The sequence below is a fragment of the Acidovorax sp. Root267 genome (genome assembly GCF_001429215.1).
Classification (GTDB): Bacteria; Pseudomonadota; Gammaproteobacteria; order Burkholderiales; family Burkholderiaceae_C; genus Acidovorax; species Acidovorax radicis.
This window is the reverse complement of the sequence record NZ_LMJC01000033.1, coordinates 132,665-151,236: the sequence shown is the minus strand read 5'-3', so window position 1 is coordinate 151,236 and position 18,572 is coordinate 132,665. Positions and strand designations below refer to the sequence as shown.

The 18,572-nt window shown below is 65.5% G+C and carries 16 protein-coding genes; 7 read left to right on the top strand and 9 right to left on the bottom strand.

Annotated elements, in window-relative coordinates:
• The first annotated feature begins 32 nt into the window (after positions 1 to 32).
• The 4 genes from ASE39_RS24135 (at position 33) to ASE39_RS24120 (ending at position 4,155) form a co-directional block, all read left to right on the top strand.
• Positions 33 to 812, top strand: coding sequence for an enoyl-CoA hydratase (locus ASE39_RS24135; RefSeq protein ID WP_057223795.1), 780 nt, complete (start codon positions 33 to 35; stop codon positions 810 to 812).
• A gap of 185 nt (positions 813 to 997) precedes the next feature.
• A complete protein-coding gene (locus ASE39_RS24130; RefSeq protein ID WP_010461226.1) occupies positions 998 to 1,717 on the top strand; it encodes a Crp/Fnr family transcriptional regulator in 720 nt (239 codons plus the stop codon).
• Positions 1,718 to 1,742: 25 nt separating this feature from the next.
• On the top strand, positions 1,743 to 2,828 hold the full coding sequence (locus ASE39_RS24125) for a phosphotransferase (protein ID WP_010461225.1): 1,086 nt from the start codon (positions 1,743 to 1,745) through the stop codon (positions 2,826 to 2,828).
• Between the two features lie 52 nt (positions 2,829 to 2,880).
• Complete coding sequence (locus ASE39_RS24120) at positions 2,881 to 4,155, top strand: acyl-CoA dehydrogenase family protein (protein WP_057272781.1); 1,275 nt, start codon at positions 2,881 to 2,883, stop codon at positions 4,153 to 4,155.
• Positions 4,156 to 4,374: 219 nt separating this feature from the next.
• On the opposite strand, the gene ASE39_RS24115 is transcribed toward ASE39_RS24120, so the two are convergent.
• The gene (locus ASE39_RS24115; RefSeq protein WP_029413754.1) at positions 4,375 to 5,106 is read right to left on the bottom strand and encodes a hypothetical protein; all 732 of its coding nucleotides are present in this window, start codon (positions 5,104 to 5,106) and stop codon (positions 4,375 to 4,377) included.
• A gap of 221 nt (positions 5,107 to 5,327) precedes the next feature.
• Here ASE39_RS24115 and ASE39_RS24110 point away from each other — a divergent pair, with 221 nt between their 5' ends.
• Positions 5,328 to 5,954 (top strand): hypothetical protein, encoded by a 627-nt coding sequence (locus tag ASE39_RS24110; protein WP_082615562.1) that lies wholly within the window; start codon positions 5,328 to 5,330, stop codon positions 5,952 to 5,954.
• A 71-nt stretch (positions 5,955 to 6,025) separates the two neighbouring features.
• Here the strand turns inward: ASE39_RS24110 and ASE39_RS24105 are convergent, their stop codons facing one another.
• From ASE39_RS24105 to ASE39_RS24095, 3 genes are all read right to left on the bottom strand, one after another.
• Entirely contained in the window at positions 6,026 to 7,033 is a 1,008-nt protein-coding gene (locus ASE39_RS24105; protein ID WP_057272780.1) for an asparaginase, read from the bottom strand.
• A gap of 22 nt (positions 7,034 to 7,055) precedes the next feature.
• Positions 7,056 to 9,581, bottom strand: a complete 2,526-nt coding sequence (locus ASE39_RS24100; RefSeq protein WP_057272779.1) for a penicillin acylase family protein — start codon at positions 9,579 to 9,581, stop codon at positions 7,056 to 7,058.
• A gap of 118 nt (positions 9,582 to 9,699) precedes the next feature.
• Positions 9,700 to 10,629, bottom strand: coding sequence for an adenylate/guanylate cyclase domain-containing protein (locus tag ASE39_RS24095; RefSeq protein ID WP_029413749.1), 930 nt, complete (start codon positions 10,627 to 10,629; stop codon positions 9,700 to 9,702).
• Positions 10,630 to 10,960: 331 nt separating this feature from the next.
• Between ASE39_RS24095 and ASE39_RS24090 the strand changes: the two genes are divergently transcribed.
• Entirely contained in the window at positions 10,961 to 11,314 is a 354-nt protein-coding gene (locus ASE39_RS24090) for a hypothetical protein (RefSeq protein WP_057272778.1), read from the top strand.
• Positions 11,315 to 11,380: 66 nt separating this feature from the next.
• Here ASE39_RS24090 and ASE39_RS24085 read toward each other — a convergent pair whose 3' ends face one another.
• The 5 genes from ASE39_RS24085 to ASE39_RS24065 form a co-directional block, all read right to left on the bottom strand.
• The gene (locus ASE39_RS24085) at positions 11,381 to 12,364 is read right to left on the bottom strand and encodes an LD-carboxypeptidase (protein ID WP_057272849.1); all 984 of its coding nucleotides are present in this window, start codon (positions 12,362 to 12,364) and stop codon (positions 11,381 to 11,383) included.
• A 78-nt stretch (positions 12,365 to 12,442) separates the two neighbouring features.
• On the bottom strand, positions 12,443 to 13,834 hold the full coding sequence (gene tadA / locus ASE39_RS24080; protein WP_057272777.1) for a tRNA adenosine(34) deaminase TadA: 1,392 nt from the start codon (positions 13,832 to 13,834) through the stop codon (positions 12,443 to 12,445).
• Positions 13,835 to 13,892: 58 nt separating this feature from the next.
• On the bottom strand, positions 13,893 to 14,147 hold the full coding sequence (locus tag ASE39_RS24075) for a hypothetical protein (protein ID WP_010461206.1): 255 nt from the start codon (positions 14,145 to 14,147) through the stop codon (positions 13,893 to 13,895).
• 134 nt (positions 14,148 to 14,281) lie between these two features.
• Complete coding sequence (locus ASE39_RS24070) at positions 14,282 to 15,511, bottom strand: branched-chain amino acid ABC transporter substrate-binding protein (RefSeq protein ID WP_242421552.1); 1,230 nt, start codon at positions 15,509 to 15,511, stop codon at positions 14,282 to 14,284.
• 146 nt (positions 15,512 to 15,657) lie between these two features.
• Positions 15,658 to 16,332 (bottom strand): hypothetical protein, encoded by a 675-nt coding sequence (locus tag ASE39_RS24065; RefSeq protein ID WP_057272776.1) that lies wholly within the window; start codon positions 16,330 to 16,332, stop codon positions 15,658 to 15,660.
• 219 nt (positions 16,333 to 16,551) lie between these two features.
• Between ASE39_RS24065 and ASE39_RS24060 the strand changes: the two genes are divergently transcribed.
• Positions 16,552 to 18,555, top strand: a complete 2,004-nt coding sequence (locus ASE39_RS24060) for a U32 family peptidase (RefSeq protein WP_057272775.1) — start codon at positions 16,552 to 16,554, stop codon at positions 18,553 to 18,555.
• The last annotated feature ends 17 nt before the right edge of the window (positions 18,556 to 18,572 follow it).

Sequence of the window (18,572 nt, the reverse complement as noted above, 5' to 3'; positions counted from 1 at the left end):
TTCGCAGAACAGCCACCTTACCCAAGGCCACCATGCCCGCAGAACTCCAGAGCACCAGCCAGGGCCAGACCCTGATCCTGACCCTTCGCAACCCCGAGCGGCGCAACGCCATCGACCCTGTGATGTACGCAGCGGGCGTGGAGGCGCTGGGTGTGGCCGAAAGCAGTCCCGACATCCGCAGCGTGGTCATCACGGGCGCCGATGGCATGTTCTGCTCGGGCGGCAATCTGCAGCGTCTGCTGGCTAACCGCCAGGAAGCCCCGGAGGTGCAGGCACAGAGCATCGAAGGCCTGCACAACTGGATCGAGACCATCCGCACCTACCCCAAGCCCGTGATTGCGGCTGTGGAAGGGGCGGCGGCCGGCGCGGGCTTTTCGCTGGCGCTGGCCTGCGATTTGATCGTGGCGGCGCGCAACGCCGTGTTTGTGATGGCCTACAGCAACGTGGCCCTGTCACCCGATGGTGGCGCCAGCTGGAGCCTGTCGCAAGCCCTGCCCCGCCAGGTGGCGACGGAGATCCTCATGTGTGGTGACCGCATCGGCGCAGAACGCCTGCACGCTCTCGGTGTGGTCAACCGCATTGCGGAAACCGGCAGCGCACTGGAGACAGCCCTGGCGCTGGCCGAGCAGCTCAATGCGCGCGCGCCCAATGCCCTCGCGAGCATCAAGGAGCTGCTGAACGAGGCACCCCATGCCCAGCTCACACACCACCTGGCCCATGAGCGCGACCACTTCGTGAATAACCTGCACCATGCGAACGGCGGCGCAGGCATATCGGCCTTCCTCGAAAAACGCGTGCCCCGCTACGAGTAGCACTGCACCGGGGTGCCCAGAGAGAGCACCCACCGCCAAACACCCTCACCCCCGGTCCGCTGCCCCCAGCGCCCGGGGGTTTTCTTTGGGGCCAACAGGGCAGACACGCAGGTGACAACCCTGACGCAGCACGAAGGTCCCTGACGCGACAATGGGTCTGTTTCTAGTCACCCAAAAGACAGGCCATGGACGACCCGATTCTTACTATCGAAGAACGTGAAGCGATCAACTCAGGTCGCTGGTTTTCATCTCTTTCACCTTCTCTACGCCACGACATCCTCCGATGTGCATACGTCAAACGCTTCAAGGACGGCGGCCTCATCGCCGCACGTGGAGATCCGCCCGAAGAGTGGATTGCGTGCGCGCGTGGTGCGGTGCGGGTGAGCTCGACCTCCATCTCGGGCAAGCAGATCACGCTGACGTACGTGGAGCCGGGCATCTGGTTCGGCGACGTGGCGATCTTCGACGGGGACCGGCGCACGCACGATGCCTACGCGCATGGCGACACCACGATCCTGTGTGTGGCCAAGGCCGATTTCCGCAAGATCCTGGCGGTGCACACCGAGCTGTACGAAGCCATGCTGCGACTGCATGCGCGGCGCATTCGCCAGCTGTTCGGGCTGGTGGAAGACCTCAACACCCTGCCCTTGCGCTCGCGCTTGGCCAAGCAGTTGGTGCACTTGGTGCGCAGCTACGGCGTGCCCAGCTTGTCGGACGGCAGCGAGATGCGCATCGGACTGCAACTGGCGCAGGAAGAACTGGCGCAGCTGCTGGGCGCATCGCGCCAACGCGTGAACCAGGAACTCAAGGCCATGGAGCGCGAGGACGCCATCCGCATCGAGCCGGGCGGCCTGGTGGTGCGTGACCGCGAAGCCCTGATGCGCATTGCTGAAACCGACAACTGACTGACCGAACCCACCCCATTCCTCCATGAGCAACTTTGACCATTTCGTCGGCACCCGTCCTGTTTCGGATCAGCACGCCTTTGACATCGAAGCGTTGACCGCATGGCTTGCACGGAACATGGAAGGCTTTGCAGGCCCTCTGACCGTGGAAATGTTCAAAGGTGGGCAGTCCAACCCCACCTACAAGCTCATCACCCCCGGCGCAAGCTATGTGATGCGGGCCAAGCCCGGCCCCGTGGCCAAGCTGCTGCCATCGGCCCACGCCATCGAGCGTGAGTTCGCGGTGATGAGCGGCCTGTATGGCACCGACGTGCCCGTGCCCCGCATGTTTGTCCTGTGCGAAGACGAGTCGGTGATCGGCCGCGCCTTCTACGTGATGGAGTGCATGCAGGGCCGCGTGCTGTGGGACCAATCATTGCCTGGCATGACGCCAGCCGAGCGCGGCGACATCTACAACGAGATGAACCGCGTGATTGCCGCGTTGCACACCGTGAAGTTTGCAGACCGGGGCCTGGCCAGCTATGGCAAACCCGGCAACTACTTTGACCGCCAGATCGGCCGCTGGAGCAAGCAATACGTGGCCTCGATCACGCAGCCCATCGAAGAGATGGACCGCCTCATGGAGTGGTTGCCCGCCAACATGCCCGCCAGCGCGCGCGACGAGGGCCACGTCTCCATCGTGCATGGCGACTACCGGCTCGACAACCTCATGTTCCACCCCACCGAGCCCCGCGTGATCGCTGTGCTCGACTGGGAACTGTCCACCCTGGGCCATCCGCTGGCGGACTTCAGCTACCACTGCATGAGCTGGCACATCCCGGCCGCCATGGGCCGTGGCATTGCGGGACAGGACCTTGCCGCCCTCGGTATCCCCGACGAAGACAGCTACATCCGCCGCTACTGCGAGCGCACGGGCATCACCACACCCGAGGCGTTGCGCGCCGACTGGAACTTCTACCTGGCCTACAACATGTTCCGCATCGCGGCCATCCTGCAAGGCATTGCCAAGCGGGTGGAGGCTGGCACGGCATCCAGCGCCCAGGCCAAGGCATCGGGCGACACCGCACGGCCCATGGCCCAGCTTGCCTGGTCGTTTGCGCAGCGCGGCTGAACCGGTACCGCGCGCGGCGCCCCGATCCACTGATTTTTAGACGGAGACCCCCATGGACTTTGATTACTCCCCCAAGACCAAGGAACTGCAGGCCAAGCTGCTCCAGTTCATGGACGACCACATCTACCCGGCCGAGGCTGAATACAAGGCCGAACTGGCAGCCCACACGGCGGCTGGCAAGCGCTGGACAGCCCTGGACACCATTGAAAACCTCAAGCCCAAGGCCCAGGCTGCGGGCTTATGGAACCTGTTCCTGCCGGTGGACAGCGCCGCAGCGTCGGGCTACGACGGTGCGGGCCTGACCAACCAGGAATACGCGCCCCTGGCCGAGATCATGGGCCGCGTGCCATGGGCCAGCGAGGTGTTCAACTGCTCGGCGCCCGACACCGGCAACATGGAGACCATCGCGCGCTACGGCGACGATGCCAACAAGGCCCGCTGGCTCAAGCCGCTGCTCGAAGGCAAAATCCGCTCCGCATTCGCCATGACCGAACCCGACGTGGCGTCGAGCGATGCCACCAACATCGAGACGCGCATCGAGCGCGATGGCGACGAGTACGTGATCAACGGCCGCAAGTGGTGGATCTCCGGCGCGGCCGACCCGCGCTGCGCCGTGTTCATCACCATGGGCAAGACCGACCCCGACGCACCCCGCCACTCGCAGCAAAGCATGGTACTAGTGCCCGCCGACGCCAAGGGCATCACCATCATCCGCCCGCTGAACGTGTTTGGTTATGACGACGCCCCCCACGGCCACGTCGAGATGACTTTCGAGAACGTGCGCGTGCCCGTCTCCAACATCCTGCTGGGCGAAGGCCGCGGCTTCGAGATCGCGCAAGGGCGCCTTGGCCCCGGGCGCATCCACCACTGCATGCGCCTGATCGGCCTGGCAGAACGCGCGCTGGAGCTGATGTGCAAGCGCGCATCCTCGCGCACCGCCTTTGGCAAAACCGTGGCCCAGCAGACCGTGACGCAGGAGCGCATTGCCGAGGCCCGCTGCAAGATCGACATGGCGCGCCTGCTCACGCTCAAGGCCGCCTGGCTGATGGATGTGGCTGGCAACAAGGTCGCCAAGACAGAGATTGCGATGATCAAGGTCGTGGCCCCGAGCATGGCCTGCCAGGTGATCGACTGGGCCATGCAGGTGCACGGCGGCGGCGGCATGAGCGACGACTTCCCGCTCGCCTATGCCTACGCTGGTGCACGCACGCTGCGCTTTGCAGACGGCCCGGACGAGGTGCACCGCAACGCGATCGCCAAGTGGGAGCTGGGCAAGTACGGCACCTATGGCCGCGATGCAAGCGTGCCCGTGACGCGCGGTGGGTGACCTCAGGCTCCCCCTGAGGCCCTTTGGACCTTTCCCCTCCTGCTCCCTCGCACTACGCGCGGGAGGAGGATGCACCCGGTGGCCTGGCCAAGCCAGTTCCACGGGTGCACTGGCCTTGGGCGTGCCAGTTTCATAACCTGCGGGAACATACTGCAGCACGCACAACGGGGCCCCAGGCCCCGTTGTGCGTTTTCTCTGGGGCAAGCGCTGGCTGCAACGCTACCGGGTAATGTTCGGCACATCGTCCGGCCCTGCCACCGACATGGGCGGCAGGTTCTGCAAGGCGGCCTGCCCTGCCACCAGCAGCAACTGCTTGGCATGCGCAATCTCGGCCAGGCTGCGCTGCGTGTGCTCCATGCGCAGGTAAACCTTGCCACGCGCCAGCATCAACACCAGAGGCGACCGCGCCCGTTCGGTACCCCCTTCGCCCTCCACGGCATTGAGCAGCTGCGAAACCACGGGCGCATGGATCCAGCGCTGGGCCAGCTCAATGCGCTCTGCCACCACCGTGAAATGCTCGCGGAAGGACGCTGGCAGGCCCGGCCAGGCCATTTCCTCGTACATGGAAAGCCAGCGCATTTCCTCCGGCAGGCTGCTGCTCACGGCGGTCTGCAGCGTGTCGGTGATGGCGGTGTAGGCCGTACCTTCAAGAATTTCCTGCAAAGGACGGTTGATCACCATCACTGCGGCATCGGGGTCGGCCCCCACATCGGCCCGCCCGCGCAGCTCCAGACCCTGCACATAGTCGCGGGTGGGGGCCGCACACTCCAGCCGCCACGGGTGGCCATGGATGTCGCCGCCCAGGTCGAAATGCCCCTCGGTGGCGTGGGTCACGATGGCCAGCTGCTGGTTCGCAGCCCAGCGGGCCACGTCCCGGTTGGTCACGGGCCGGCCAGGGGCCGACCCCGAATTGCCGGAGGTGCTGAATGCTCTGCGGAGTCGGTCAAACATGGGAGGCCGAAGCGCAAGGCTTCGCAAAAGTCGCGGGTGCAGGCATTATTGGGCGAAAATTGAATTTCCCCCTGAGTCGCCTGCGGCGCCTTCCCCCTGAGGGGGACGCACCCGGTGGACTGGCAAAGCCAGATCCACGGGTGCACTGGCCTGGGGCGCGCCAGTTTCGGCAGGTGGGGGCCTGGTACGGCGCTTGGATGAATGACATGCCACTTTTGACTATGAACCGCCGTTTTGCCCTGACCGCCATGGCTGCCGCGGGTGTGCTGGGGACCTTGCCTGCGGCCGCTGCGGAATTGCCCAGGGACGCCTCGGCCACTGCACGCCAGTTGGTGCGCTGGGCCACGGCCAGCGGGGATCACCAGGGCCTGCCCTTTGCAGTGATCGACAAGCCCGCTGCCCGCATCCATGTGTTCTCGGCCCGGGGGCAATGGCTGGGCAGCGCGCCAGTGCTGCTGGGCGCAGCACTGGGCGACCGGTCTGCGCCCGACATTGGTCAGCGGCCGCTGTCACAGATCCGCCCGGAGGAGCGCACCACACCCGCCGGCCGGTTCGTCACCGAGCCTGGGCGCAATCTGAAAGGCGATGACATCATCTGGATCGATTACGAAGCAGCCGTATCGCTGCACCGGGTGCGCAGCGTCAATGCGGCCGAGCGTCGCCAGCAGCGCTTGGCCAGCAAAGGCGCGCAGGACAAGCGCATCAGCTACGGCTGCGTGAACGCACCCGAGGCGTTCTACAACCAGTTCATCGCACCTTTGTTCGGCCAGGCGCGCGGCGTGATCTACGTGTTGCCCGACACGGAGCCGTTCGCTACTATTTTTATAGCTGCCAGCGCTTACCCTTAAAGCGCCAGAGGCATTTTTTACCTGATTTTCCAGAATCCAGCCTGCCGTGGTGCGGTGGCAGGCTGCCAGATTCAGGCGGGCTGCAGCCGGAACACCGCCCTGCGCCCACCCACCTCCAGGCCCCGGGCATTGGCGATGCGGCCCGACCGGCGCGGCGCCAGCGCCTCGCGCTGCCCGGCGTCAAGCCAGCCGAGCTGGTCCATCACCTCCACGGCAGCGGCCACCTGCGCCACCATGCTGCCGTCCATGACCTTGAGCGCAAAGGCCTCGCCCCGGCTGCGGCTGCCCACCACCTGCACGCCGTCGGCGCCGGTCTTGGACACCCAGTCGCCCTGCCCCACCTGCATGAAGTCGAGGTCGTGCCGGCCAGTGCCCGAGCCCAGCTCAGGCCGCGCGACCATGGCATCGGCGAGCGCAGTAAGGCTCTCGTCCAGGTCTGTGTCCAGCGCGCCGCCCGCTAGGCGCGCATAACCGCGGGCCAGGCTTGCCAGCGGCATGGCGTAGTTGGGCGCCGAGCAGCCGTCGATGCCCATCGCCAGTTGTTCAGGTGCCAAGCCCACCGCTTGCGCAACGTGTTCGCGGATGGCGACCTGCAGCGGATGGGCCGGGTCGAGGTGATCGTCGAGCGGCAGCCCCTGTTGCACGCAATACGCCACAAAGCCTGCATGTTTGCCGCTGCAGTTGTTGTGCCTCTCGTCGGGCACAAAGCCTTCGGGCAGCGCGCCCAGCCCCAGTTCTGCAAACAGCGGCCGGTGGCAGCCGCAGCGCAGCGCGTGGTAGTCCTGGCCCGCGCTGGCCAGCATGCGCTCGACCTGCGCCACGTGCATGGGTTCGCCGTTGTGGCTGGCGCATAGCAACGCCAGCTCGCCCTGCCCCCAGCCCAGCGCCTGTGCACCACCCGATTGCACGAAGGGCAGCGCCTGGAATGCCTTGATGGTGGAGCGCGTGAACGTGACGGTATAGGGGTCACCCACCTGGGCCAGCAACCGGCCTTCGCGATTGACCACGGCCATGGCGCCCCAGTGCTGGCACTCGGGCAGGCCACCGCGGTTGACTTCGATCAACGGTACAAAACCCATGGATGCTTCCTTGCAGACCGCGTCATTTCGCCGGGGTGGCGGTGGCTGGGGTCAGCGTCAGAGCGTGCACCCAGCGCGCAGGTTGGCGCTGCAGCACGCGATAGCCGGTCTCGGCCCAGGTGGTGCTCATGTCGCGGTAGCGCGGCGAGAACACCAGGCCGCTCTGGCCGGTTTGGTAAATGAAGCGTGACTGCTCCAGATCGGCCAGGTCGTACACCGCGCGCAGTGAAGCGGCGTGGCGGTTCACGTACGGGCCAGAGGCTTCGCCCGCGTTGTACTGGCCCACATTCACGGTGTACGCATCGCCGTGTGAAGGCACGCTGACGTCAAAGAAAGGCGCCAGCATCGGCACGTTGCCAAAGGGCCGGTGCGCACTGAGCGCTGGGTGCGCCGCACCCCAGCGCCACTGGGCCGGGTCCGCGCCATAGGCAGTCTGCAGGCGGTCGAGCGCACGGCCCAGGGCGGCGGCCGATTGCTCGGCACACGTTGTGGGCTGGCACCACCAGGTGTCGTTACGCTCCAGGATGCCTTCGATGGCCGCGCGGTAGTCGCGCTTGCCATACGTGGCGGTGAACCGGTCTTCGCCAATGCGCGGAATGATGAGGCCGCGTGCCAGCTCGTCCGTCCAGGCCACAAAGATCAGCGGTGCGGCTTGGCCAGCGTCCATCAGGCCGTCAAAGCCTTGCAGCTGCTTTTGTGCAGCGGCGGCCAGCGCGTGGGACGACCGGGCTTGCTGAAGGTGCGGCAGCAGGCGACGTGTGGCGAGTGAGGTCACATCGCGGTGGATGGCCTGCATGCTGGCGGCGTCGTGCTTCGGCGTGGCTTCGATGAGGCGCGCAATACGCTCATAGCGGTAGGGCAAGGCCCAGTCCTGCGTGAGGAAGTGCGGGTAATCGGGGGCCGTCACGCGCTGGTTGGCGGTAGCGATCCATCCCTTGCTTCCGTCGTCCTGCGGTGTCTGGTCGTACGGTACCCAGCCCTTCCAGTCGTAGCGCGCATCCCAGCCCGGCGAAGGCGCCACGCCCCGGATGTCGTTGGCCGCATCGCGCAGCGGCACACGGCCTGCGGCCTTGAAGCGGATGTTGCCCTGGTCGTCCGCAGCCACCACGCTCTGCATGGGCGAGTGGTAGTGCGCCAGCCCCGCAAAGAGCTCATCCACACTCTTGGACTGATTGGTCTTGAAGCCTGCCAGCACAGTCTGGTTATCGTCGTCCAGCGCGCTCCAGCGCAGCGCCAGCACGTATTTGCCCAAATCCAGCACCTCGGCGTGCGACTTCTGCACGTCGCTCAGCACGGGGCCATGGCGCGTGCTGCGCAGCTGCAGCTGCACGTCGGCTTCGCCCTTGACGCGGATGGTTTCCTTGCGTACGTTGAACGGGGCCCAGCCGTCCGGCGTGCGGTATTGCGTGGCATCGGCGGGGTTGATCTGCTCCAGGTACAGGTCCTGCACATCGGGGCCGGTGTTGGTAAAGCCCCAGGCGACCTTGTCGGTGCGGCCCAGTACCACAAAGGGCATGCCGGGCAAGGTAGCGCCCACAGCATCGATGGGGCCCATCGGCGTACCGTCAGACGCCTTGCCCGCAGGGGCCTGCAGGCTCGCAAAGTACCAGATGGCGGGGGCCGACAGGCCCAGGTGCGGGTCGTTGGCCAGCAGCGGCTTGCCGCTCACGGTGCGGGTGCCGGCAATGACCCAGTTGTTGCTGCCCTTGCCTTCATTGGTGCCTGCGTTGCGGGTGAGCTCGTCGGCCCAGGCCAGCATGCCCGCGCTGATCTGCCGGGACAGCGGACCTTCGCGGGTGGCTGGCGCAACAGCCGCCGCAGCAGCACCGGCGGCAGGTGCGCGATAAACCCCCAGCTGGCGATACAGCGCCGCCAGGTCTGCAGACGCAGCGGGCGGCTCCCCCGGATAGGGTGGCATCAGTTGCCACAGCCGGTCGGTGTCCAGCGTGCGTGCCACAGACAGGCGCGCGAACTCGGTACCCCAATTGCCCCCCAGGTCCAACGCCATCATCAGTGCCCAGCCCACGCTGTCCTCGGGCTCCCACACCGCTCCGGCGGCGCCACCGGGCTGGGCGCCCAGCACCAGAAACTCCGGCGGCAGGGCCTGGGGCCGTTTCTGGTGGAAGGTATGGATGCCCTTGCTGTAGGCCTGCAAGGCCTCTTGGGCATACAGCGGCAGACCGGCGTATTGCCGCCGGGCCACACCCATGATGTCCAGGCCGCGCATGAGCTTGTCGGTCTCGACCGTGGCGGGGCCAAACACCTCGGAAAGCTGGCCGTGCATGACCCGGCGGTTGAATTCCAGTTGCCAGGTGCGCTCCTGCGCATGCACGTAGCCCATTGCAAACCAGGCATCCTGCGGCGTCTGCGCCTGGATGTGGGTCACATCGGAACCGTCGCGCCGCACCTGCACCGGACCACCCAGCCCCACCACGGCCAGGGAACCATCGAGTTGCGCAAAGCTGCGCTGCACATACACCACCGCGCCCGCCCCCGCCAGCAGCGCCACTGCCACCAGCCCGAGGGCTGTCCGCTTCATCCATGCCATGTTTCTTGTCTCCTGCCGTTCGCCTTGTGGTTGATGTTGTGCACACGGGGCCATGGAGGCTTGGGGCCCGTGCTGCGGTCACACTGCTGTGCAGAAGGAGTGGCCGGCTCCGGGCTTTTCAGCTCAGGTGCACACTTCCGCCCGCCACATGGAAGCTCATGACCGGCGCACTGGGCTCGTTGAACGATACGCCCAGCGCAATGTGCCCTGTGCCATGCAGGATGCAGGCATCGCGCCGCAGGCGCACGGGCGAGTCGCTGCCCTCGAACCGCACCCAGGTTCCAAAGCTGCTCATGTCGGTCAGTACGAACCCGCTGTTGCGCCAGTCGATGCGCGCATGCAGGCGCGACACGCGCGGGTCGTTGATGCACAGTTGGGCGTGCTGGGCCCGCCCCACCATGACCGGTGCGTCCGATGAGGTGAAGGTGCGGTCCACCCCATGCCAGGAGAACTGGATCTGCCCCAGGATGGAGTCTGCCGGTGCAAAGCTGCTGACCAGTGCGGCCTGCATGGTGAGGGAATCGGGCGCTTCGTCCTCACGCCATTCGACGTGATAGAGCATCAGCAGTTCGGCCTTGCCACGAATGTCCATCATGCCGAGCTTGCGGTACCAGACGTCCGCCGCAGTGCCAGCGAGCAGCACGGTGGTTTCGGTGGCCCAGATTTCGGCGGGCCCGGCCCGTTCGCACAAACGGGAGGCGACGTTGACCGCATCGCCATAACAATCGCCATCCACATCCACCACTTCGCCGCTGGCCACGCCCACGCGCACGTCCATGCGCAAGGGCTGGGGCCAGCGGTCCTGCCGAGCCTTGTGCTGGCGCAGCATGGCCGCCATGGCTGACACCGCGCTGGAGGCATCGCCAAAAACACCCAGCACCCCGTCCCCGAGCTTCTTGACCACCCGGCCGCCATGTGCCTCGACGGTCTCGCCAATCCACTGCGTGACCTGCGTCACCGCCTCGGTGGCACGCTCGTTGCCCAGCGCTTCATACAAGGCCGTGCTGCCCGAAATGTCCGCAAAGACCATCGTCGACAACACACTCATGAACGCGGGCCCGTTGGTAACATCATGTGAATCAGTTTAGTGCAAGCGCCTTGGCTGCGCACTCTTCAAAGCGTCAAGAATCGTTGCCACAGCCCGGCGAGGCTTCAATGGTGCGATGCGCGCGCCCCTCACTACCCGACCAAGGGCCTGTCAGCGTCCCTCCCGGGCGGGTCCGTCTACGCTCTCGAAAAACCCACCAACACGTAAAATTTCGCAACAAACAGAGGCGACCTGTTGTCTTTATGCAAAAACAGGAGCATGCCCCTTGCGCTGCGCATCGCTCCCGCTTACTTTGGCCGACCCTGTTACAAAAAACACATTGCCTCCCTCCATGCGCTGGAACAAGCCCAATCTTCGCAACAACCTTCACGACCTGCTGGGCCGTGACAAGCCGTCGTCCACGGCATGGGTGCGCGATCAGGGTTTGGAGGATGTTCGGCGGGCCATGCTGCAAAGCCTGGCCGGCCTGACCGGTTGCGAGGTGGCGCGCATGAACATGCGGCTGCGTTATGCCGGCGACATCGAGGCGCTGTGGTACCTGCGCACCGACCTTTTCAGCACGCTGGTGCCGCTGCAGGGTGAGCACGGTGCCCGGGGCGTGATCGATCAGGTCACCCAGCTGTTCCAGGGCCAGCTCCCACGCGCACTGCGCCCAGCACAGTCCGCACCTCACTCCCCCTCCTGACGCGCACCACGCGCGCGTGGCGAACCGCCGTTGTGGCGGTGCCATGTGGGTGAAGGCCGCACCGTGTCAGTGCTGGTGCCCCCAGTAGATCAGCGCATCGCGCTCTTCCACCGACAGCGACACCGTCGCGCCCACGGGCAACAGCACCTTCGTTTCAACATGCCCGAACGGCAGGTTGGTCAGCACCGGCGCCTTGATCTGGGTGCGCAGCCAGTCCACCACCGACTGCAGCTTGTAGCCCTTGTCATGCGGTGCCAGCTTGAAGTTGGTGAATTGCCCCAGCACGATGGCTTTCTGCTGGGCCAGAACGCCCGCATGCAGCAGCTGGGTCAGCATGCGCTCGATGCGGTAAGGGTGCTCGTGCACGTCTTCCATGAACAGCACGCCGCCCTGGATCTGCGGCAGGTACGGCGTGCCCACCAGCGATGCCAGCACCGCCAGGTTGCCGCCCCAGAGCGTGGCGCTTTTCACATACACATTGGGCACGGCCGGTTTGCCCGTGGCGGCGTTGGGCTGCTCCTTGTTCATGCGCCAGCCCGTGCCTTCGCCGTGGCCAGTCAACAGGTCGTCAAAGCAAGCCTCCATGATGTCATCAGGCTCACCCTCCACCCCAAAATCGGCCCCCAGCGATGGCCCCGCCCAGGTGGTGGCACCCGTCTTGGCCAGCACGGCCAGCTGAAAGGCGGTGAAGTCGCTCACGCCCACAAAGTGCATGCCCTTTTCGATGGCCTTGGCCACCACCTTGTAGCGGATGCCCGGCAGGATGCGCGACAGGCCATAGCCTCCCCGCGAGATCAGCGCCACATCGGCGCCGCTGGCCGCAGCACGGTGAATGGCGGCAAGGCGGGTGGCGTCGTCGCCCGCAAAGCGGGTGTGGGTGGCCAGTGCATCCTCATCCACCTCCACCTCGTGGCCCAGGGCCTTGAGCCGGGCAATGCCGCGCTTGAAGGCCGCCTTGTCGCGCACGGCGCTGGAAGGCGAATAGATATAGATGTGTTTGGGACCGTGGTCGTGGTCGCACTGGGAATGGTCGTGATGGTGGTCGTGCAAAGCGCTCAGGCCCACCGGGGGCCTGCTCCGTAAACAGGGGGATGACCGACGCTGGATGCGCAAGCACCAGGCCGGATGTCAGTGCGCGAAGTATTCCACAGCCTGCGCAGCGATCGCCTCGCCATGCTCCTGCACAAAGTGGCCGGCGCGGGGCAGTACGACAGGCTCGGGGCAGCCGTGGATGCACTGCTGCAGCGCGCGCATGGTCGGCGGGCCTAGCACCGGGTCTTGCGCGCCCACCACCATCAGGCTGCGGCCCTGCCAGTGGTGCTGCCAGAAATCGCGGGCCGCGCGCGATAGGGCGGCGCCAGGGTCATCGACGGCGGCGGGCACGCGTTCGGGAAAGGCCCGCAGCGCGGCGCGGTAGCCTTTGTCCGGGAACGGCGCATCGTAGGCCGCGCACTCCTCGGGCGTCAGATGCGGGTTGCCACGCGCCAGCAGGCGCCCTACCCCATACAGCGGCTTGTCGCGGCACATCGCACGCCAGTCGACAAACCCGGCTGGCAGTGGCGCGTCGCCCGTGGCCAGCAGGGTGTTCATGACCAGCAGGCCGTCAAAACGACCTGGCATGGCCATGGGCAGCGTCAGCCCCAGGATGCCGCCCCAGTCTTGCACCACCAGCACCACGTTGCGCAGGTCCAGCCGCTCGATCAGTTCCAGCAGGATCTGCCGGTGCCACCCGAATTGGTGCAAGCCCTCCTTCTTGGGCTTGTCGCTTTTGCCAAAGCCGATCAGGTCGGGCGCCACCACGCGGTCGCCCGCAGCCAGAAAGGTGGGCAGCATGCGCCGGTACAGGTAGCTCCAGGCCGGGTTGCCATGCAGGCACAGCCAGGTGCGGGGGGCATCGGCAGGGCCTTCGTCCAGGGTGTGCAAACGCAGGCCCGCCAGGCTGGGCAGGTCGCTGACGTAGTGGGCGGCCCAGGGATAGCCGGGCAAGCCGGCAAACGCCGCATCGGGCGTGCGCAGCGCATCGTCGCGCAACGGATGGCGGGCCAGGGCCTCGGTGCGTTGTTGATGGCGGCGCTGGCGGAAAAAGCCGCTGAGCTGGTGGCCGCACTCCTGCGCCAGCACCCCGCCCTGCACCTGGGTCTGGTGGTTCAGCTCGGCGTGGCCAAACAGGTTGAGCACCGAGCCCGCCGCGCCCGTCTTGGGGTCTGCCGCACCGTACACCACCCGTGCCAGCCGCGCATGCAGCATGGCGCCGCTGCACATGGCACAGGGTTCCAGCGTGACGTAGAGGCTGCAGCCGTCGAGCCGGTAGTTACCCAGCCGCTGCGCCGCCGCGCGCAGGGCCACGATCTCGGCATGGGCCGTGGGGTCGTGGCCTTCCACGGGGGCGTTGCGGCCCGTCGCAATGACCTGGCCGTCCTTGACCACGATGGCGCCCACGGGCACCTCACCGGCGCTTGCGGCGTCTTGCGCCTCGGCCAGGGCCAGGCGCATCCAGTGCGAATCTTGGTCAAGGGTCATTGCTACTCAAATAATAGCTACTAGCACTTGGTAGATAAGCGCTGGCGGTCAATTTTTCTCATTTTTCTTCGTCTGGCATGGGCCGGGCCTGCTGCATCAGGCCTTCTACTTGTTGCTTGACCTGCTGCTGGATCTGCTGGCTCTGGTCGCGCACCGTGCCCGAACCCGCACTGGTGGTGGGCGCGGGCGCGCCCGTGGCGGTCGTCTGCAGTGTGGGCACGGGCGTACGCATCGCAGACATCTGCTTTTTGACCACCACGCCCACCACGGCCAGCGCCACCACCAACCCCACCAACCCAAACACTGCGCGCATGTTTTCACTCCTTTGCCGGGCACGGCCTGCCCGTTTGCTACGCGCCTGACTGTAAAGGCAAATCCAAAACGCAAAAACGGCCGCACGCAGCGGCCGTCCAGCACAGCGCGAGCGCTGCCGGTCTGATTTCAGCTTCAGTTCAGCGCCACGCGGCTGCCGTCCTTGAAGGTGTACAAGGTTACGGCGGGCGTGGTCAGCTCACCCTTGGCGGTGAACGCGATGTTCGCCGTCACGCCCTTGTACTCGGTCTTGGCAAGGAACGGAGTGAACACCTTGGGGTCCACCGAGTTGGCGCGCTTCATGGCGTCGGCCAGCACCATGGCAGCGTCGTAGGCATAGGGGCTGTAGATCTGGAACTGGCTGGGGAACTTGGCGTCGTAGCGCTTCTTCCAGTCGGCGCCGCCCTGCATCTTGTCGACCGAAGCACCACCCGTGGCACAGGTCACATTCTTCAGCGCGGGGGTCTTGCCCGACAGCTCGGGCAGCTTCTCGGTGCACAGCGCGTCGCCGCCAAAGAACTTCACGTTGCCCAGGCCGAGCTGCTCCATCTGGCGCAACATGGGGCCGGCTTGCGCATCCAGGCCGCCGTAGAAGATCGCGTCGGGCTTCTTGTTTTTAATGGCCGTGAGGATGGCCATGAAGTCGGTGGCCTTGTCGTTGGTGAACTCTTCGCCCACCACCTTGAGCCCCTTTTGCAGCGCCGTGGCCTTGAAGACCGAGGCCACGCCCTGGCCATAGGCCGTGCGGTCATCAATGATGGCCACACTCTTGAGCTTCTGATGGTCGGCACCAAACAGTGCCAGCGCCGCACCCAGCGCGTTGTCGTTGGCGATCAGGCGGAAGGTGGTCTTGTGGCCGGGCTTGGTCAGATCCGGGTTGGAGGCCGATGCGGTGATGTGCGGCAGGTCGCACTTGGCATAGATGCTGGACGCCGGGATGGACGTGCCCGACTGCAGGTGCCCCACCACGCCTGCCACCTTCTGGTCGCACAGCTTTTGCGCCACGGCGGTGGCCTGGCGTGGGTCTCCGGCGTCGTCTTCGGCCGCAATTTCAAACTTGATCTTCTTGCCGCCGATCACGAGGTTCTGGGCATTGAGGTCGTCAATCGCCAAGCGCACGCCGTTTTCGGTGTCCTTGCCAATGTGGGCAATACCGCCCGACACGGGGCCGGCGTGGGCGATCTTGACAGTCTGCACGTCCTGGGCGTTCGCAGCGGTAGCGGCGGCCGCACACACACCCAGTGCAGCCAGCTGCACGAAGGACACAGGGAAAGAACGCAAAGGCTGGCGGGTGAAAGCACGAAACACGGTGAGAGTCTCCAAAAAGGTAGGGGCAGAACTTTTGCGCACCATTTTGGGGCGCAAAGCCCCGCATCCTAGCCAGCATCGGCCCCATTCACCGAAAATTGATATGCAGACTTAGCAATTTGGTAGGCCATTAAAACGGCTAATGGCGTGGGTTGATTCGCCGGATTTACTGCTTGGCAAGCACCGCAATCTCTGTCACGCGCTCAGCCATTTATCAGCCGCAGCTTGAAGTTGGCAAACGGCAGGATGGCGTTCGGCGCGTCGCGGGGCACACGTTCTTCCACACAGCCCGTGTCATTGGGGGTCACGAAATGCGGGCCAATACCTGCAATGGCCACCTTGTGCGACCCCGTCCAGCCCCAGCCCCACCCAGCCCCGGTCACCTCGCCTTCAAACAGAATGGGACCATCGGCAGCAATACCCTGGTGGATGGCGATGCACATCCGGTCGGCAAACCCACCTACCCGGTAGCCGGCCTGGATACGGAGCGTGAAGACGGGGTGCACCGCCGGGTTGAAGATCACCCCCACCGTGTTGGTGACTGTCACCAGCCCCGGCATGGCCGTGCCGTTCCATCGTTCGGCCATCACAGTGCCATCTGCAAAGATGATGAAACCCCGGGCCTCGGACCACAGGTTCTGGCCGTGGCGGTAGATAGGCCCGCAGTGGGGGTTGTAGCTGCCCTGCCCACCTGTGCAATCCAGCGCAAACACCATGTGGTTGGCACCTTCGGAGAAGAACCACGAGCAGTCCACCGTGCAGACCAGATCGTTGTGCCGTGTGGGAGACAAGCTGAGCCGGGGTGGCAGGTAACAGAAGTCAAGGTCGTTGATCGCCAGGCTGAGCTGGGTGGGCTTCTTCACGCGGGAGGTGCTCATCAGAGTCCTTTCACTGGGTTTGACGGAGTGGCCGACGATGCCGGTGGTCTAGCAAAACATGTTTCACAGAGGCGATGGCATGGCGCCGAGGCTGGCGCGCTGCGCCCGTTGTACCAGACCCATGCAGCACAAAGCCTCGCCACATGGTTACCAAAAGCTGCAGCGCCCGATACCCGAGGGGCGCCCCACGGCATGGTGAAACTGAAATAATCACGCCCCATGTCCCTCCTGCCCCACCAGCTCGAACTGCTCTCCCCCGCGCGCGATGCCGACATTGGCATCGAAGCCATCAACCACGGCGCCGACGCCGTCTACGTCGGCGGTCCCGCCTTCGGCGCACGCGCCAGCGCGGGCAACGACATCCGGGACATCGAGCGCCTGGTGAAACACGCGCACCGCTTCAACAGCCGCATCTTCATCACGCTCAACACCATCCTGCGCGACGACGAGCTGGAGGCCGCGCGCCAGATGGCCTGGCAGGTGTACGAAGCCGGTGCCGACGCCCTCATCATCCAGGACATGGGCCTCTTGGAGATCGACCTGCCGCCCATCCAGCTGCACGCCAGCACCCAGACCGACATCCGCACGCCCGAAAAAGCACGCTTCTTGCAGGACGCGGGCCTGTCGCAGATCGTGCTTGCGCGCGAGCTCACGGTGCAGCAGATCGCCGCCATGCACAAGGCGCTGGGGCCGGTGGATGCGCCGGGCCGCGCCAACATCGAGTTCTTCATCCACGGCGCGCTGTGCGTGGCCTACAGCGGCCAGTGCAACATCAGCCATGCGCAAACGGGCCGCAGCGCCAACCGTGGCGACTGCAGCCAGGCCTGCCGCCTTCCGTACCAAGTTACAGACGCGCAGGGCCGCTTCATCGCGCACGACAAGCACGTGCTGTCCATGAAGGACAACAACCAGAGCGACAACCTGCGCGCCCTCATCGACGCAGGCGTGCGCAGCTTCAAGATCGAAGGCCGCTACAAGGACATGGGCTACGTGAAGAACATCACCGCCCACTACCGCACGCTCATCGACGAGATCCTGGAGGAGCGCGAGAGCGCGGGCCGGCCGCTGTCGCGCTCGTCCAGCGGCAGCACCACCTTCACTTTCACGCCCGACCCGCTGCAGAACTTCAACCGCGAGTTCACCGACTACTTCGTGACCGGCCGCAAGGAAGACATCGGCGCATTCGACACCCCCAAGAACCCGGGCCAGGCCATCGGCTGGGTGACGAAGGTAGGTCCTGACTTCGTCGAGCTGGAAGTGAGCGACCCTGCCACCGTGTTGCACAACGGCGACGGCCTGTGCTACTACGACCTGCACAAGGAGCTGGTGGGCATGGCCATCAACGTGGCCGAGCCCGTGTCGGCCCGCAGCGTGGGCCAGTGGCGGGTGTACCCCAAAGACCCGATGGACGGCTTCAAGGACCTGCGCAAGGGCACCGAGGTCAACCGCAACCGCGACATGGACTGGGTGCGCACGCTGGAGAAAAAGTCCAGCGACCGCCGCATCGGCCTGTGGGCGCACCTGAGCGAAACGCCCACCGGCTTTAGCCTGATGCTGACCGATGAAGACGGCAACGTGGGCTGCGCCGACGTGTTGCACGCCCACCAGAGCGCCACCGACGCCGCCAAGGCCGAAGCCAGCCTGCGCGAGCAGCTCGGCCGCTTCGGCGCCACCATCTTTGCGGTGCACGACATTGCCCTGCAACTGACTGAGCCCTGGTTCGTGCCCGCCTCGGTGCTCAACGCGCTGCGCCGCGACGCGCTGGCCGACCTGGAAGCAAACCGCGCGCGCAACTTCGAGCGCCTGCAGCGCGCCACGCCCATCGAGCCGCCCGCGCCCTACCCCGAGGACACGCTCTCCTTCCTGGGCAATGTGTTCAACCACAAGGCACACGACTTCTATGTGCGCCACGGCGTCAAGGTGATCGACGCAGCCTACGAGGCGCACGAGGAAGAAGGCGAAGTCAGCCTCATGATCACCAAGCACTGCGTGCGCTTCTCGATGAGCCTGTGCCCCAAGCAGGCCAAGGGCGTCACGGGTGTGCAGGGCACGATCAAGGCCGAACCCTTGATGTTGATCAATGGCAAGGAGAAGCTGACCTTGCGCTTTGACTGCAAGCCCTGTGAAATGCACGTGGTGGGCAAAATCAAGCGCCAGGTGCTGAACCAGGCCAATGAGATCCCCCTGACCTTCTACAAAGCCCGGCCGCAGAACGCGCACTGACGCACTGGCGTGCGGCC

Coding starts and splice junctions, on each gene's coding strand:
- ASE39_RS24075 (WP_010461206.1), bottom strand. CDS start 14,147: ATGCGCGCAGTGTTTGGGTTGGTGGGGTTGGTGGTGGCGCTGGCCGTG.
- ASE39_RS24095 (WP_029413749.1), bottom strand. CDS start 10,629: ATGAGTGTGTTGTCGACGATGGTCTTTGCGGACATTTCGGGCAGCACG.
- ASE39_RS24100 (WP_057272779.1), bottom strand. CDS start 9,581: ATGGCATGGATGAAGCGGACAGCCCTCGGGCTGGTGGCAGTGGCGCTG.
- ASE39_RS24105 (WP_057272780.1), bottom strand. CDS start 7,033: ATGGGTTTTGTACCGTTGATCGAAGTCAACCGCGGTGGCCTGCCCGAG.
- ASE39_RS24130 (WP_010461226.1), top strand. CDS start 998: ATGGACGACCCGATTCTTACTATCGAAGAACGTGAAGCGATCAACTCA.
- ASE39_RS24065 (WP_057272776.1), bottom strand. CDS start 16,332: ATGAGCACCTCCCGCGTGAAGAAGCCCACCCAGCTCAGCCTGGCGATC.
- ASE39_RS24115 (WP_029413754.1), bottom strand. CDS start 5,106: ATGTTTGACCGACTCCGCAGAGCATTCAGCACCTCCGGCAATTCGGGG.
- ASE39_RS24090 (WP_057272778.1), top strand. CDS start 10,961: ATGCGCTGGAACAAGCCCAATCTTCGCAACAACCTTCACGACCTGCTG.
- ASE39_RS24060 (WP_057272775.1), top strand. CDS start 16,552: ATGTCCCTCCTGCCCCACCAGCTCGAACTGCTCTCCCCCGCGCGCGAT.
- ASE39_RS24110 (WP_082615562.1), top strand. CDS start 5,328: ATGAACCGCCGTTTTGCCCTGACCGCCATGGCTGCCGCGGGTGTGCTG.
- ASE39_RS24135 (WP_057223795.1), top strand. CDS start 33: ATGCCCGCAGAACTCCAGAGCACCAGCCAGGGCCAGACCCTGATCCTG.
- tadA (WP_057272777.1), bottom strand. CDS start 13,834: ATGACCCTTGACCAAGATTCGCACTGGATGCGCCTGGCCCTGGCCGAG.
- ASE39_RS24120 (WP_057272781.1), top strand. CDS start 2,881: ATGGACTTTGATTACTCCCCCAAGACCAAGGAACTGCAGGCCAAGCTG.
- ASE39_RS24125 (WP_010461225.1), top strand. CDS start 1,743: ATGAGCAACTTTGACCATTTCGTCGGCACCCGTCCTGTTTCGGATCAG.